We start from the raw sequence: 14,898 nt of genomic DNA on the forward strand, positions 1-14,898 counted from the left end.
CGGTTGAGGCCCGCCTACACTGGCTGAATGACCGATACCGCTCGCAAACAGATCGTTGGTGCCGCCATCGTGGATTCGCTGACGGCTCCCTCAAGGCTGCTCGTTGCGCGCCGAACCGCCCCGGAGCAATTCGCGGGCCAGTGGGAATTTCCCGGCGGCAAAGTCGAGCCCAACGAGGATGACGTCGAGGCGCTCCAGCGCGAAGTGCGCGAGGAACTCGGAGTCGAGGTGCGGCTCGGGGCCGAACTGGAAGGCCCGGAACCTGGAGGTTGGCCCCTGAACGACGTGGCGTCAATGCGTGTGTGGCTGGCTGTTATCACCGCGGGAGTACCTGCCGCACTTCAGGACCACGACGAACTGCGGTGGGTCGGCCTGGCGGACACGGGAACACTCAGGGAACTGCCGTGGATACCAGCCGATCGGCCCATCGTCGACGCGCTGCTGGACGCGGTGGTTCCCGTCGAGGACCTTGCGTAGGAAGGCTCTTCAGAAAAGGGTCGGTTCTGCGCTGGTCATGGCCGGAGTTTTCGGTGACTGCTCGGAGCTGCCTGATTCCTCCCGGAAGAACCGAGCACCGGCGGACAAGCCATGACGACGCCGGTGGACCCGCAAGCGCTCGGAGAGCCACGCACGGTACTCACCGGAGGCATAACTGCCGCCGCGATACAGCCGCCGATACCGGCCCACGAGCTGGGGGTGCGTTTTGGCGAGCCACTCCATGTACCACTCGCGGGCTCCGGGACGCAGGTGCAGGGCTCCTGCCGACACTCCCGTGGCACCGGCTGACGCGAGGGCACCGAAGAGCGCATCCAGCGCTTCGTCGCTGTCGGTCAGCCAGGGCAGGATCGGCATAGCCATCACGCCACAGGGCAGCCCCGCATCCCTGAGCCGGGTGATCAGGTCCAGGCGGGCTCGCGGCGTAGGTGTTCCCGGCTCAACCGCATGGGCCAGTTCGGGGTCGAGTACGGCCAGGGAGATGCCCATTCCCAGGCTGACCTGCGTGCCGGCCTCCTTGAGGAGCGGGATATCCCGGCTGAGTAGGGTTCCCTTGGTGAGGATCGAAAAGGGCGTGCCGCTGTCAGCCAGGGCGCGGATGATGTCCGGCATCAGCCGGTACCGGCCTTCAGCCCGCTGGTAGGGATCGGTGTTGGTGCCCATGGCGACGTGCTCTCTGGTCCACGACGCTTTCAGCACTTCCCGTCGAAGGACCTCGCCTACGTTGGTTTTCACCACCACCTGGGAATCGAAATCAAGCCCGGAGTCCAGGTTGAGATAGCTGTGGGTCTTCCGGGCGAAGCAGTACACGCAGGCGTGTGAACATCCGCGATATGGGTTGACGGTCCAGGAGAAGGGCATTCCCGAGCCGGCTGGAACTCGGTTGAGCGCGGACTTGGCCATCACTTCGTGGAAGGTGATGCCTGCGAACTCCGGAGTACGGACGGACCGGACAAGTCCCGCAAGCGGAACGAGAGGCTGTTCGGTCTCGCTGCCCACGGCCGTCGTCTTCTGTGCATCCCACCGCATGCTTTTATTAGAACATATGTTCCAACTATTTGTCGGCGTCGGGAAGGAATAATCTGGAGCAATGATTCTCCTCACGGGTTTCGAACCCTTCGGCGGCGAAACCGTCAATCCTTCGTGGGAAGCGGCCGAGCGGGCGGCAGGGCTTCTGGTCTCCTCGGGCGGATCGGCGGTCGCCGTCCAATTGCCGTGCGTCTTCGGTGCCAGTATCAAAGTCCTGGCAGAGGCGGTCCGCACCCATCAACCGGACGTGGTGCTCTGCGTGGGCCAGGCCGGAGGCCGATCGGAGGTCTCGCTGGAGCGGGTGGCGATCAACGTGGATGATGCGCGTATCCCCGATAATGCAGGGAATCAGCCGATTGATGATCCCGTTGTGGCAGGCGCGCCGGCTGCGTACTTCAGTACCCTTCCGCTCAAACGCGGCCTGGCCGCTCTCTCTGATGCGGGCTTGCCCGCATCGGTGTCGCAATCCGCCGGAACCTATGTCTGCAACCATGTCTTCTACGGGTTGATGCACCTGCTTGCCGAGCACGACGGGGGCACGAGGGGCGGCTTCATCCACGTACCCTTTTCACTTGAACAGGCAGCCGCCCATAACGCACCCGGTCTGCCGATCGAGCAGATGGCCGCGGCTCTGGTCATCATCGCCCGCACCAGCGCCGCCACAGGAGCGGATCTCCGGATAGCGGCGGGGGCGGAGCACTAACGTCGCCCGGCCCCGAGCGGGCGTCGCAGCACTAACGCCGCCCGGCGCCGAGCGGGCGTCGCAGCACGCGTCGCACCGGACGCTCGACGTATCCGCCGTCGCGCAGCCCGGCCGAACGTTCGAAGGGGTTTCGCGAGGCGGGATCACCAGTGAGGAGCCAGGAGACTCCGGCGCACAGGAAATACGCGGGCAGGAACGGCAGCCCAAGGCACAACGCGTACTGCGTGCAGTGGCGGGCCTCATGAGCCAGCAGGTGCGGACGACGGGCGACTTCCGCAGGGCCTGCCCGGAACAACACGACGTTGCCTATCGTGAATGCCGACGCCTTCGGGAGGCGGGGAGTGTAGCGATGGGCGAAGATGAGGCCGTGGTCGGAGGCCCGGATTTCGCACCTGCTCAGCCTCGCCGCAGCAACTCCGAGCAGGGTGGAGCCGTTCATCCAGTTGAGTACCCAGCGGAGCCGGTCGCGGCCGTCCATGGACGTAAGTCTAGGAGGTGAACGCCTTGGGAAGCCGCACCTGTATCCGCACATATTCGGGCTCCGAGCTCACGGTCCTCTAGACTGGCAAGGCCGCCGGGATGCTGGATTCACTTCCGCTGCCGGCACCCATCGCGCTCACGACACCAAGGTAAAAGCACACTTATGTCTGAACCCAACCCACCCGCGGACCTCCCTACGTCGGATACTGCTGTGTCCGCCAACGTCGCCGCCCCGGATCCACTGGATGCTGGTGCGATTGCTGCCGCCGTTGACCGAGCCCTCAGCGACATCGCCGCCGCCGCCAACCTTGACGAGCTCAAGGCGGTGCGGCTCGCGCATACCGGTGAGAAGTCTCCGATGAGCCTCGCGAACCGGCAGATCGGCTCGCTCGCAAAAGATCAGAAGGCAGCCGCCGGGAAGAACATCGGCCCGGCACGTGGACGCATCAACCAGGCGCTCGCAGCACGCACCACGGAACTGGAGGCAGAGCGGGATGCACGCATCCTTGTGGAGGAGGCGGTCGACGTCACGGCAGCTCCGCGCCGTCGTCGTGCCGGCGCCAGGCACCCACTTTCCATCCTGCAGGAGAGGGTCAGCGACATCTTCGTCGGCATGGGTTGGGAGATTGCCGAAGGTCCGGAGGTTGAATCCGAGTGGTTCAACTTCGATGCGTTGAATTTCAAGCCGGACCACCCTGCCCGTGAAATGCAGGACACCTTCTTCGTCGAGCCTCCCGAAGCGCACCTGCTCATGCGCACGCACACATCGCCGGTGCAGGTGCGCGCCATGCTGGAACGCGAGGTTCCCATCTACGTGTTGTGTCCCGGCAAGGTCTTCCGAACCGACGAGCTGGATGCCACCCACACGCCGGTGTTTCACCAGTTCGAGGGCCTGGCCATCGACAAGGGCCTGAGCATGGCCGACCTGCGCGGAACGCTCGAGCACTTCGCCCGGCTCATGTTCGGTGAGGACGCCGGCATCCGCCTCCGTCCCAACTTCTTTCCCTTCACGGAACCCTCCGCGGAGCTCGACATCTGGCACCCCGGCGCCAAGGGCGGCCCGCAGTGGATCGAGTGGGGCGGCTGCGGCATGGTGCACCCCAACGTGCTCCGGGCTGCCGGCATCGACCCCGAGGTGTACTCGGGATTCGCCTTCGGCATGGGCATTGAACGCACTCTCATGTTCCGTAATGAAGTATCAGACATGCGGGACATGATCGAGGGCGATGTACGTTTCAGCGAGCACTTCGGGATGGAGATCTAACCGTGCGAATTCCACTGTCCTGGTTGCGTGAGTACGCACAGGTTCCGGCGGAGGCCACCGCTGAAGACGTCATGGCCGAGCTCGTCAAGGTCGGCCTGGAGGAAGAGGCTGTCCACCGTCCAACGGACACGCTCTCGGGGCCGATTGTCGTAGGCCAGGTGCTCTCGGTCGTCAAGGAGCCCCAGAGCAACGGCAAGACCATCAACTGGTGTCAGGTCCGGGTAGTACCCGAGGGTGCGGAGCAGACCCTGACTGCGGACGGCATCGATCCGTCGGGCGTGCAGGGCATCGTCTGCGGGGCGCACAACTTCGTCGAGGGCGACAAGGTAGTGGTGACTCTCCCGGGTGCTGTGCTGCCCGGCGATTTCCGCATCGCGGCGCGCAAGACCTACGGCCATGTGTCCGCCGGCATGATCGCCTCGGTGCGCGAACTGGGCATCGGTGATGACCACGACGGCATTCTGGTTCTCTCCACCCTCGGACTGGACCCCGAGGTGGGTTCGGACGCCATGGAGCTGTTGGGGCTGTATGACCAGGCGGCCGAGATCAACGTGACCCCCGACCGCAGCTACTGCTTCTCGATCCGAGGGATCGCCCGGGAGTACGCCCACGCCACAGGTTCCGCCTTCACCGATCCGGCAGGCGCCGTCGTCGTCGATCAGGCTGATGGCTCGGGATACCCGGTGCGGCTGGAAGACCAGGCCCCCGTCTACGGGAACGACGGCTGCGACCGCTTCGTAGCTCGCGTCGTTCGCGGTGTGGACGCCACCCGGCCGACGCCGCAGTGGATGGTGTCCAGGCTGAGGCTGGCCGGCATCCGGTCCATCTCGCTTCCCGTCGACATCTCGAATTACGTGATGCTTGAGCTTGGCCAGCCCACGCACTGTTACGACGTCGCCAAACTCACCGGTGACATCGTGGTGCGCCGCGCCAATCCCGGGGAGACGATCGTCACCCTCGATGACCGCAAGCGGGAGCTGCATGCCGAGGATCTGCTGATCACCGACGGATCCGGGGCCATCGGCATCGCCGGCGTCATGGGCGGTGCCGCCACCGAGGTATCGGACACAACCACTGACGTGCTGGTCGAGTCAGCGCACTTCGACGCGGTATCAATCGCCCGGTCGCGCCGCCGGCACAAGCTTCCCTCGGAGGCCTCCAAGCGCTTCGAGCGCGGCGTCGACTGGTATGTTGCCGATGTTGCGGCGCAGCGTGTGGTCGACCTGCTGGTGAAGCTCGCCGGAGGCACCGCTGATGCGTCCATCACCGACGTCGGAACCTCGCCGGAACCCGTACTCATTGATCTGCCCGCAGGCTACGCCTCCGAGCGGATCGGCATCGATTTCGCGCCGGAGCAGGTTGTCGGAGCGCTCGCTGACCTGGGTGCCGAGGTCAGCGAGCACGACGGCGGCTGGCGCGTAACAGCCCCAAGCTGGCGCCAGGACCTCACCATCAAGGACGACCTTGCCGAAGAGATTGCGCGGTTGGTCGGTTACGACCAGATTCCGTCGCGCCTCCCCGTGGCGCCTCCCGGCCGGGGGCTCACACGCGCCCAGCAGCAGCGACGTCGTGTCCTGGCTGCGCTCGCAGACTCGGGCCTGACCGAGGTGCTGTCCTATCCCTTCGTGTCGCAGGAGGCGAATGACACCTTCGGCGCTGCTGAGGGAACAGGAGCGGCCGTCAAGCTCGCCAACCCGCTCAGCGCGGAGTTCAGCTACCTGCGTCGCTCCATCCTGCCGGGCCTGATCGAGGTGGCCAGGCGGAACTCTTCCCGCGGCTTCCGTGATCTGGCGCTCTTCGAGGCCGGTCTGGTCTTCCTGCCCCAGGAGAACCTCGGTACTGAGAGCATCCCGCCGCTCGGCGCGCTGCCCGACGACGCGACGCTCGAGGCGCTGTACGAAGGCCTGCCGGTCCAGCCGTTGACCATCGCCGCTGTCTTCCTGGGCAAGGACTCACCTGCTGCCGCCGGCCACACGCCGCGCGCATACGACTGGGCCGATGCCCTGGACACTGTGCGGCTGATGGCCGACGTCGTCGGTGTCGACCTCGTCATCGAGCAGGGGGAGCACCAGGCGTTCCATCCGGGACGCACCGCGCGCATCAGCCTGCGCACGGGCGAGCTGCTCGGCTATGCGGGCGAACTGCACCCGAAGCTGCTCGCCGCGCAGGACCTCCCGCCGCGCACGGTGGCGCTGGAGATCAATGTGGACCTCCTGTTCGACGCGGCTCCGGACGTGATCGTGGCACGGCATCTGTCCACATTCCCGGCAACCACCCAGGACGTCGCACTCGTGGTGGATGCCGCCCTGCCTGCGGACGTTGTCCTGGCCACCCTGCGCGAAGGCGCGGGGGAGCTGCTGGAGGACGTTCACCTGTTCGACGTCTATTCCGGCCAGGGCATCGGGGAGGGCAAGAAGTCGCTCGCCTTCGGCCTGCGCTTCCGCGCGACCGACCGCACCCTCACCGCCGACGAAGCAAGCGCCGCCCGCGACCAGGCGGTACACCTTGCGGCCGAGCGCCATGGAGCAGTGCAGCGCTAGCCCCTCATTGAGTGGCAGGACACGCCCCGAATGGGTGGCCAGCGGGGAGTGTCCTGCCGAATGAACGATCAGGGGACGAGGAGGATCTTCCCGGTCGTCCTGCGCGCCTGCAGGTCTCCATGAGCCTGCGCCGCCTCGGCAAGCGGGTAGCGCGCGCCGATCCGTACTGTCAGGGATCCATCAGCGACCGCACCGAACACCTCACCGGAGCGCCAGCGCCGTTCTTCCGCGGACCGCAGGTAGAACGCCAGGCTGGGCCGCGTCACGTACAGGGAGCCCGAGCTGTTCAGTCTCTGCAGGTTGAAGTCAGGGACCGGACCGGACGCTGCCCCGAACAGCACGAGCATTCCGCGCACGCGCAGCGATTCCAGAGAACCGTCGAAGGTCGCCTTGCCGACGCCGTCGTACACCACATCGACGCCCTTGCCATCCGTCAGCTCGCGCACCTGTTCCGGAAAGCCTTCATAGCGAAGCACGACGTCGGCGCCCGCTTCCCGCGCGAGCGCTTCCTTCTCATCCGTGGAAACAGTGGTGATCACCCGCGCGCCCTTCGCCTTGAGCAGCTGGGTCAGCAGGAGTCCGGTGCCACCGGCTCCGGCATGGGTCAGCACAGTCTCTCCTGCCTGGACCGGGTAGGTGGAGTTCACGAGGTAGTGCGCGGTCATTCCCTGCAGCGGAAGGGCAGCAGCGGTCTCAAGGTCCACACCGTCGGGCACGGGCAGCGCCTTGTCGGCGTCCACGAGGGTGTATTCGGCGTAGGAGCGGGATCCCTCCGCGAACGCCACCCGATCGCCGGGGGAGAAGCCTTGGGCCTCCGGGCCGACTTCCAGCACCTCACCGGCAGCCTCTCCGCCCGGGATGAAGGGGTAGTCAACAGCGTAGATTCCGGCTCGCTGGTACGTCTCGATGAAGTTCACACCAACGGCGGCGACCTTCACCAGCACTTGTGAGCCGGTGGGGCTGGGCCGGTCGACTGTGATTGGGCGGAGGACTTCGGGGCCTCCGGCGCGCTCCGCTGAGATGGCTGTGGGCATGGTCTGGGTATTCCTCTCGTCGGACTGCTCTTAACTGCACCAACCGGGGTTGCGGCGCGGTCATTCCTTCTGTCCGCAAGTTGAGTGCATAACTATGTGTTCTAGTGAATAGGTTTACTGTACGATGATTCGCATGAGTATTTCCGTGGCGGTATCCGGAGCAAGCGGCTATGCAGGCGGCGAAGTCCTGCGTCTGCTCTCCACACATCCGGACGTGACCATCGGTGCGATCACCGCACACAGCAGTGCCGGCAGCCGGCTGGGTGAGGTGCAGCCGCATCTGCACCCCCTTGCTGACCGGGTCATCGAGGAGACCAACGCTGACAATCTCAGCGGACACGACGTCGTCTTCCTGGCCCTGCCGCATGGCGCCAGTGCCGAGGTCGCCGCGCAACTGCCCCCCGACGTCCTTGTCATCGACGCCGGAGCCGATCACAGACTCGAAGACGCCGACGCCTGGCACCGCTTCTACGGATCCCCGCACGCAGGCACCTGGCCCTATGGACTCCCCGAGCTGCCGGGTGCACGCGATAGCCTGCGCGGCGCTCGGCGCATCGCCGTTCCGGGATGCTATCCCACCAGCGCCCTCCTCGCCCTTACCCCGGGGTTCACGGCAGGACTGCTTGAGCCTGACGACGTCGTGATCGTCTCTGCCTCGGGTGCGTCAGGTGCCGGCAAGGCGCTCAAACCGCACCTGCTCGGTTCCGAAATGATGGGCGGCATGAGTCCCTACGGAGTGGGCGGCAGCCACCGGCATACCCCGGAGGTCGAGCAGGGGCTGGGCTGGGCGGCGGGCACGCCGGTCACCGTCTCCTTCACACCTACCCTCGCTCCCATGTCGCGGGGAATCCTGACGACGGCGACCGCCCGCGTCGTTGCCGGCACCACGGCAGCGCACCTGCGTGAGGCCTGGGAGGCCGCGTACGACGACGAACCTTTCGTCACTCTGCTGCCGGAAGGACAGTGGCCGGCCACCAAATCGGTGATCGCCTCCAACAACGCACAGCTTCAGCTCGCTTTCGATGAGCATGCCGGCCGCGTCATCATCACCTGCGCGATCGACAATCTCACCAAGGGCACCGCCGGTGGCGCGGTGCAGTCCATGAATATTGCCCTCGGTCTGCGGGAGACCACGGGTTTGAACGGATCAGGAGTAGCACCGTGAGCGTTACCGAGCCGCGGGGTTTCCGCGCAGCAGGCGTTGCCGCAGGACTGAAGTCGACCGGCGCGCGGGATATCGCCGTCGTCGTCAATGACGGTCCGCATCACCATGCGGCGGCAGTCTTCACCTCCAACCGGGTGGCGGCTGCGCCGGTTCACTGGTCCCGTCAGGTCGTCTCCGACGGGCGGGTCGACGCCGTCGTCCTCAACTCCGGCGGAGCGAACGCCTGCACCGGCCAGGAGGGGTTCCAGAACACTCACCGCACTGCGGAATTCGCGGCTGAGGCACTGGGCGTTTCGGCAACGGACGTCTTCGTCTGCTCCACCGGCCTCATCGGCGAGCAACTGCCGATGGACAAGCTGCTGCCCGGCGTGAGCGAGGCCGTGGGCCTGCTGTCCGACGGCGGTGGGCGCGCCGCGGCAGAAGCGATCATGACCACCGACTCGGTGTCCAAGACCGCCACCTACCCGGCAACGCAGGACGCTCCGAGCGAGGGCTACTCCATCGGTGGAATGGCCAAAGGCGCAGGCATGCTGGCTCCGGGGTTGGCAACCATGCTGGTTGTGCTGACCACCGACGCCGTCCTGGACCCCGCTGTGCTGGACGCCGCACTGCGTGCGGCAACCCGGGTCACCTTCGACCGCGCCGACTCCGACGGCTGCATGTCCACCAACGACACCGTTGTCCTGCTCTCCTCCGGCGCGAGCGGAGTCCGGCCGGACGCGGCTCAATTCGCCGAGGCGCTCACCGGTGTCTGCGCGTCTCTGGCCCATCAGCTCATCGAGGATGCTGAAGGTGCCAGCCACACCATCGCCATCAAGACGATCAATGCCGCCACCGAAGCAGACGCCGAGGCCGTCGGGCGCTCAGTCGCCCGCTCCAACCTGTTCAAGGCCGCGATTTTCGGCAACGACCCGAACTGGGGCCGGGTGCTGGCTGCGGTCGGCACCACTGACGCCGCCTTTGAACCGGACCGTCTTGACGTAGCCATGAACGGAGTGCAGATCTGCCGCGACGGCGGCATCGGTGATCCGCGGGAACTGGTGGACCTGAGCGGCCGCCTGGTCACCGTGGAAATAAACCTCAACGCAGGTTCCGAGACCGCGACCATCTGGACGAACGACCTTACCCACGACTACGTGCACGAGAACTCCGCCTACTCCAGCTGACACGCTGAAGCCGAAGACGCTGAGTCGAAGGACCACATGAACACTCTTAACGCTGCACAGGACAAGGCGGCGACGCTGATCGAGGCACTGCCCTGGATCCAGCGGTTCGCCGGCACCACCATGGTCATCAAGTACGGCGGCAATGCCATGGTCAACGACGACCTGCGCCGTGCTTTCGCCGAAGACATCGTCTTCCTGCACCATGCCGGGATCCGCCCCGTCGTGGTGCACGGCGGTGGGCCCCAGATCAACGGCATGCTGGACCGGCTCGGCATAGCGTCCGAGTTCAAAGGCGGGCTGCGGGTCACCACACCGGAGGCGATGGACGTCGTCCGCATGGTCCTCACGGGCCAGGTGGGCCGCGAATTGGTGGGCCTGATCAACTCGCACGGCCCCTACGCAGTGGGTCTCTCGGGCGAGGACGGCGGACTGCTGCGCGCCATCAGGGCCGGCACGGTGATCGACGGCGAGGAAGTCGACCTTGGATTGGTCGGTGAGGTTGTGGGAGTCAACCCATCAGCGATCCTGGACATTCTCGAAGCCGGACGCATTCCGGTGATCTCCACGGTTGCGCCCGAGATCGACGCCTCCGGCAGCGGGACCGGACAGGTGCTCAACGTCAACGCGGACACTGCGGCGGCGGCCCTTGCCGAAGCCCTGGGGGCATCGAAACTTGTCATCCTGACAGATGTCGAAGGCCTTTACTCGAACTGGCCGGACCGCACCAGCCTCATCTCCTCGCTGACGGCGGCGGAACTGCGCAACCTCCTGCCGGGGCTCGAATCGGGAATGATTCCGAAAATGGCCGCCTGCCTCAAGGCCGTCGACGGGGGAGTGGAGCGTGCCCACATTGTCGACGGGCGCCTGCCGCACTCCATGCTGCTCGAGATCTTCACCACCGCCGGAATAGGCACCCAGGTTGTGCCGGACGAGGACGTCATCGCATGAGCACCAGGGAAACGTCGATCGAGACTGCTGCCGCAGCAGCGCTCGTGGATCCAGCGAAGGGCCAGGAATGGCTGCAGCGATATTCTGACGCCCTGCTCGGGGTCTTCGGTACGCCGCAGCGTGTGCTTGTCCGGGGCGCGGGGTGCCTCGTGTGGGACGCCGACGGAAAGCAGTACCTCGACCTGCTTGGCGGCATCGCCGTCAATGCTCTGGGTCACGCCCATCCCTTCGTCACCTCAGTCATCTCCTCACAGTTGGCTACCCTGGGCCACGTCTCGAACTTCTTCACCAGTCCCACTCAGGTGGCGCTTGCCGAAAAGCTCCTGTCCCTTGCCGGCGCACCCGCCGGCTCGAAGGTATTCTTCGCGAATTCGGGCACCGAAGCAGTCGAGGCTGCCTTCAAGCTGGCCCGCCGCAACAGCGCTCCGTCCCACGACGGAAAGCCGCGGACGCGCATCCTCGCTCTCGAAGGCGGCTTCCACGGCCGCACCATGGGCGCGCTCGCCCTCACGTCGAAGCAGGCCTACCGGGCGCCGTTCGAACCGCTTCCGGGCGGTGTGGAGCACCTGCCCTTCAATGACTTGCAGGCGCTGGAGGCAGCGCTGGACGAGACGGTCGCTGCCGTCGTGCTGGAGCCCATCCAGGGCGAGGCCGGCGTGCGTCCCCTCAGCATGAGCTACCTGCAGAAGGCACGGGAGCTGACCAGCAAGGCCGGAGCCCTGCTGATCCTCGACGAGGTCCAGACCGGCGTCGGACGTACCGGGCGCTGGTTCGCACACCAGGCAAGCGGCATCACTCCCGACGCCATGACCCTGGCCAAGGGACTCGGCGGCGGCTTCCCCATCGGCGCGCTTGTGACGTTCGGCAGTGAGGTGTCGGCCTTGCTGACGCCGGGCCAGCACGGCACCACCTTCGGTGGGAATCCCGTCGCAACCGCCGCAGCGCTTGCCACTGTGCATGCGCTGGAAGCGGGCGCGGTGCTGCGCAACGCGGACGACGTCGGCAGCTTCCTCCGCGGCGCCCTCGCCGAGGTGGACGCAGTGGAGGACGTCCGCGGCGAAGGCCTGCTCATCGGCTTTGACCTTGACGGCGATTATTCAGCCGAGGCCGTCAAGGAAGCTCTGGAGCGGGGCTTTATCATCAACGCCCCGGCACCCCGCACACTACGGCTCGCGCCGCCGCTCATCCTGACCCGGGCGGAAGCACAAACTTTCCTCGACGCGCTGCCCGGGATTCTCGACACTGCGCGATACACCCACGAACCGAACACCGCAGCCCAGCCACCGGAGGATTCCGCATGACCCGCCACTTCCTTCTCGACACCGACCTCACTCAGGCTGAGCAGAACGAGGTCCTGGATCTCGCGCTCGAGCTGAAGAAGGCACCTTACTCAAACTCCACCTACGCGGGCGAGGGCAGCGGGCGCAAGACTGTCGCGGTCATCTTCGACAAGACCTCCACGCGGACGCGCGTGTCCTTCGCCACCGGTATCGCAGACCTCGGCGGGGTGCCGCTCATCATCGGTGCGGGGGAGTCGCAGCTCGGGCACAAGGAATCAATCACGGACACGGCCAAGGTGCTGGAGCGGATGGTCTCCACGATAGTCTGGCGCACTTACGCCCAGGCCGGGCTCGAAGAAATGGCTGCGGCTTCCTCCGTTCCCGTCATCAATGCGCTGTCGGATGATTACCACCCGTGCCAGCTGCTTGCCGACCTGCTCACCATCAGGGAGCACAAGGGCAAGCTGGCGGGCCTCACCCTCTCCTACTTCGGTGACGCTGCGAACAACATGGCAAACTCGTACCTCCTCGCCGGCGTCACCGCGGGTATGCACGTCCGCATCGCTGGTCCCGAGGGGTACCTGCCGGAACAACGCATCGTCGACGCCGCCAACAAGCGTGCGGCAGAAACCGGCGGATCGGTACTCATCACCACCGATGCCGGTGAGGCAGCAACGGGCGCCGACGTCATCGCCACGGACACCTGGGTATCCATGGGCCAGGAGATCGAGGACGACGCCGCCAAGAGTGCGCGGTTCGAGCTGTTCCGTCCGTACGCGGTGGATGAGGCGCTGCTCTCCCAGGCGGCGGCTGACGCCGTCGTCCTCCACTGCCTGCCCGCCTACCGCGGATACGAGATTTCCGCCGGCGTGATCGACGGCCCGCAATCCCTCGTGTGGGACGAGGCCGAGAACCGGTTGCACGCGCAAAAGGCGCTGATGGTGTGGCTCATGGAGCGCTCGTGACCTCCGCTGCCCCTGCGGGTTCGGCCGGCGCCCAGCCGACCGGGCAGCCCACAACCAAGACGGCGCGGCAGGCGCGGATCACCGCCCTGCTCACGTCGCAGTCCGTGCGGTCGCAGTCGGAACTGGCGGACCTGCTGGCAGACGACGGACTCCAGGTCACTCAGGCCACACTGTCCCGTGACCTCGTGGAGTTGGGCGCAGTGCGCGTCCGCGGCAAGGACGGCGCGCTTGTCTACGCCGTTCCGGGAGAGGGCGGCGGACGTGCTCCCCAGAGCGGCGTCAGCCAGGAGATTCTGGACTCGCGGCTGTCGCGGCTGTGCGGTGAACTGCTGGTGACGGCTGAGGCTTCAGGGAACCTGGTGGTCCTGCGGACGCCTCCGGGCGCAGCGAACTTCCTGGCCCTGGCGATCGATCATTCGGTCATGCCGTCCGTGCTGGGTACGATCGCCGGAGACGACACCATCCTGCTGGTCACCCGTGATCCGGCCGGCGGAGCCGACGTCGCAGCCCGTTTCCTGCAGTTCGCCCATGAGGCCGCGTCCTGAGCGGGACGCAACAGACATCCCGACCAGACAGACCACCGAACATTCCACATCATTCGAAGAAACAAAAGGAGCTATTTCAGTGACTGAACGCATCGTCCTTGCCTACTCGGGCGGACTGGATACCTCGGTGGCCATCGGCTGGATTGCCGAAGCAACCGGAGCAGAAGTAGTGGCTGTCGCTGTCGACGTCGGACAGGGCGGCGAATCCCTGGAGACCATCCGCCAGCGTGCCCTCGGCTGCGGCGCCGTCGAAGCCTATGTGGCCGACGCCCGCGACGAGTTCGCCAACGAGTACTGCATGCCGACCCTTCGCGCCAACGCGCTGTACATGGATGCGTACCCCCTGGTGTCGGCTATCTCCCGGCCCGTGATCGTCAAGCACCTCGTCGCCGCTGCACGTGAGTTCGGGGCCTCGACCGTGGCGCACGGCTGCACCGGCAAGGGCAACGACCAGGTCCGCTTCGAGGTCGGCATCCAGACCCTCGGCCCGGACCTGAAGTGCATTGCCCCCGTCCGCGATCTCGCCCTCACCCGTGACAAGGCAATCGCCTTCGCCGAGGAGAAGGGCCTGCCGATTGAAACCACCAAGAAGAACCCGTTCTCGATCGACCAGAACGTGTGGGGACGCGCCGTCGAAACCGGCTTCCTCGAGGACATTTGGAACGGCCCCACCAAGGACGTCTACGACTACACCGACTCGCCCGAGTTCTCCCCGGCACCGGATGAAGTAGTCGTCACCTTCAAGGAAGGCATCCCCGTTGCGATCGACGGACACGCCGTTACTCCGCTGCAGGCGATCGAGGAACTGAACCGCCGCGCCGGCGCCCAGGGCGTGGGCCGCATCGACATCGTCGAAGACCGGCTGGTGGGAATCAAGAGCCGCGAAATCTATGAGGCTCCCGGCGCCATGGCCCTCATCACCGCCCACCGCGAGCTCGAGAACGTCACCGTCGAGCGTGAGCAGGCACGGTTCAAGAAGACTGTTGACCAGCGCTGGACCGAACTGGTCTACGACGGCCAGTGGTTCTCTCCGCTGAAGCGCTCGCTGGAAACCTTCATCGACGACACGCAGCGCTACGTGTCCGGCGACGTCCGCATGGAACTTCACGGCGGCCGCGCGACCGTCACCGGTCGCCGGTCCGACGTCGGCCTCTACGACTTCAACCTCGCAACGTACGACACCGGCGATACCTTCGACCAGTCGATGGCCCGCGGGTTCATCGAGATCTTCGGCCTGTCCTCCAAGGTGGCATCGGGTCGCGATCAGCGCGCGGGGAACTAGGC

14 protein-coding genes are annotated in these 14,898 nt (G+C 66.0%); 11 read left to right on the forward strand and 3 right to left on the reverse strand.

Going from position 1 to position 14,898, the window contains the following annotated elements:
* The first annotated feature begins 27 nt into the window (after window positions 1-27).
* Window positions 28-477: a (deoxy)nucleoside triphosphate pyrophosphohydrolase gene (locus tag M1D74_RS06430; protein WP_309072510.1), complete on the forward strand. Its 450-nt coding sequence runs from the start codon at window positions 28-30 to the stop codon at window positions 475-477.
* 9 nt (window positions 478-486) lie between these two features.
* Here the strand turns inward: M1D74_RS06430 and M1D74_RS06435 are convergent, their stop codons facing one another.
* Window positions 487-1,524 (reverse strand): Rv2578c family radical SAM protein, encoded by a 1,038-nt coding sequence (locus M1D74_RS06435; protein WP_458116881.1) that lies wholly within the window; start codon window positions 1,522-1,524, stop codon window positions 487-489.
* Between the two features lie 61 nt (window positions 1,525-1,585).
* On the opposite strand from M1D74_RS06435, the gene pcp reads away from it, so the two are divergent.
* Window positions 1,586-2,227 carry a pyroglutamyl-peptidase I gene (gene pcp, locus M1D74_RS06440; RefSeq protein ID WP_458116882.1) on the forward strand — a complete coding sequence of 214 codons (642 nt, stop codon included), beginning with the start codon at window positions 1,586-1,588 and terminating at the stop codon, window positions 2,225-2,227.
* Between the two features lie 31 nt (window positions 2,228-2,258).
* Here the strand turns inward: pcp and M1D74_RS06445 are convergent, their stop codons facing one another.
* The gene (locus M1D74_RS06445) at window positions 2,259-2,705 is read right to left on the reverse strand and encodes an eCIS core domain-containing protein (protein WP_309072513.1); all 447 of its coding nucleotides are present in this window, start codon (window positions 2,703-2,705) and stop codon (window positions 2,259-2,261) included.
* 165 nt (window positions 2,706-2,870) lie between these two features.
* On the opposite strand from M1D74_RS06445, the gene pheS reads away from it, so the two are divergent.
* The gene (pheS, locus tag M1D74_RS06450; protein ID WP_458116883.1) at window positions 2,871-3,971 is read left to right on the forward strand and encodes a phenylalanine--tRNA ligase subunit alpha; all 1,101 of its coding nucleotides are present in this window, start codon (window positions 2,871-2,873) and stop codon (window positions 3,969-3,971) included.
* Window positions 3,972-3,973: 2 nt separating this feature from the next.
* Complete coding sequence (gene pheT / locus M1D74_RS06455; protein WP_458116884.1) at window positions 3,974-6,511, forward strand: phenylalanine--tRNA ligase subunit beta; 2,538 nt, start codon at window positions 3,974-3,976, stop codon at window positions 6,509-6,511.
* Window positions 6,512-6,579: 68 nt separating this feature from the next.
* Here the strand turns inward: pheT and M1D74_RS06460 are convergent, their stop codons facing one another.
* Window positions 6,580-7,545, reverse strand: a complete 966-nt coding sequence (locus tag M1D74_RS06460; protein ID WP_309072504.1) for a quinone oxidoreductase family protein — start codon at window positions 7,543-7,545, stop codon at window positions 6,580-6,582.
* A 133-nt stretch (window positions 7,546-7,678) separates the two neighbouring features.
* Between M1D74_RS06460 and argC the strand changes: the two genes are divergently transcribed.
* The 7 genes from argC to M1D74_RS06495 all read left to right on the forward strand — a co-directional run bounded on the left by argC (window position 7,679) and on the right by M1D74_RS06495 (window position 14,896).
* A complete protein-coding gene (gene argC, locus M1D74_RS06465) occupies window positions 7,679-8,710 on the forward strand; it encodes an N-acetyl-gamma-glutamyl-phosphate reductase (RefSeq protein ID WP_458116885.1) in 1,032 nt (343 codons plus the stop codon).
* Window positions 8,707-9,876 (forward strand): bifunctional glutamate N-acetyltransferase/amino-acid acetyltransferase ArgJ, encoded by a 1,170-nt coding sequence (gene argJ, locus M1D74_RS06470; RefSeq protein WP_458116886.1) that lies wholly within the window; start codon window positions 8,707-8,709, stop codon window positions 9,874-9,876. The genes argC and argJ overlap by 4 nt, the downstream gene beginning before the upstream one ends.
* Window positions 9,877-9,912: 36 nt before the next feature.
* Window positions 9,913-10,824: an acetylglutamate kinase gene (gene argB, locus M1D74_RS06475; protein WP_458116887.1), complete on the forward strand. Its 912-nt coding sequence runs from the start codon at window positions 9,913-9,915 to the stop codon at window positions 10,822-10,824.
* Complete coding sequence (locus M1D74_RS06480; protein WP_458116888.1) at window positions 10,821-12,125, forward strand: acetylornithine transaminase; 1,305 nt, start codon at window positions 10,821-10,823, stop codon at window positions 12,123-12,125. The genes argB and M1D74_RS06480 overlap by 4 nt, the downstream gene beginning before the upstream one ends.
* A complete protein-coding gene (argF, locus tag M1D74_RS06485; protein ID WP_458116889.1) occupies window positions 12,122-13,069 on the forward strand; it encodes an ornithine carbamoyltransferase in 948 nt (315 codons plus the stop codon). The genes M1D74_RS06480 and argF overlap by 4 nt, the downstream gene beginning before the upstream one ends.
* Window positions 13,066-13,614: an arginine repressor gene (locus M1D74_RS06490; protein ID WP_309072521.1), complete on the forward strand. Its 549-nt coding sequence runs from the start codon at window positions 13,066-13,068 to the stop codon at window positions 13,612-13,614. The genes argF and M1D74_RS06490 overlap by 4 nt, the downstream gene beginning before the upstream one ends.
* A 79-nt stretch (window positions 13,615-13,693) precedes the next feature.
* Entirely contained in the window at window positions 13,694-14,896 is a 1,203-nt protein-coding gene (locus M1D74_RS06495) for an argininosuccinate synthase (protein WP_458116890.1), read from the forward strand.
* Window positions 14,897-14,898: the final 2 nt, after the last annotated feature.

Source organism: Arthrobacter sp. D2-10, from assembly GCF_054161285.1.

Bases quoted from the DNA above. Each gene is read 5' to 3' on its own strand.
- M1D74_RS06430 (WP_309072510.1), top strand. From the start codon at position 28: ATGACCGATACCGCTCGCAAACAGATCGTTGGTGCCGCCATCGTGGAT.
- M1D74_RS06435 (WP_458116881.1), bottom strand. From the start codon at position 1,524: ATGCGGTGGGATGCACAGAAGACGACGGCCGTGGGCAGCGAGACCGAA.
- pcp (WP_458116882.1), top strand. From the start codon at position 1,586: ATGATTCTCCTCACGGGTTTCGAACCCTTCGGCGGCGAAACCGTCAAT.
- M1D74_RS06445 (WP_309072513.1), bottom strand. From the start codon at position 2,705: ATGGACGGCCGCGACCGGCTCCGCTGGGTACTCAACTGGATGAACGGC.
- pheS (WP_458116883.1), top strand. From the start codon at position 2,871: ATGTCTGAACCCAACCCACCCGCGGACCTCCCTACGTCGGATACTGCT.
- M1D74_RS06460 (WP_309072504.1), bottom strand. From the start codon at position 7,545: ATGCCCACAGCCATCTCAGCGGAGCGCGCCGGAGGCCCCGAAGTCCTC.
- argC (WP_458116885.1), top strand. From the start codon at position 7,679: ATGAGTATTTCCGTGGCGGTATCCGGAGCAAGCGGCTATGCAGGCGGC.
- argB (WP_458116887.1), top strand. From the start codon at position 9,913: ATGAACACTCTTAACGCTGCACAGGACAAGGCGGCGACGCTGATCGAG.
- M1D74_RS06480 (WP_458116888.1), top strand. From the start codon at position 10,821: ATGAGCACCAGGGAAACGTCGATCGAGACTGCTGCCGCAGCAGCGCTC.
- argF (WP_458116889.1), top strand. From the start codon at position 12,122: ATGACCCGCCACTTCCTTCTCGACACCGACCTCACTCAGGCTGAGCAG.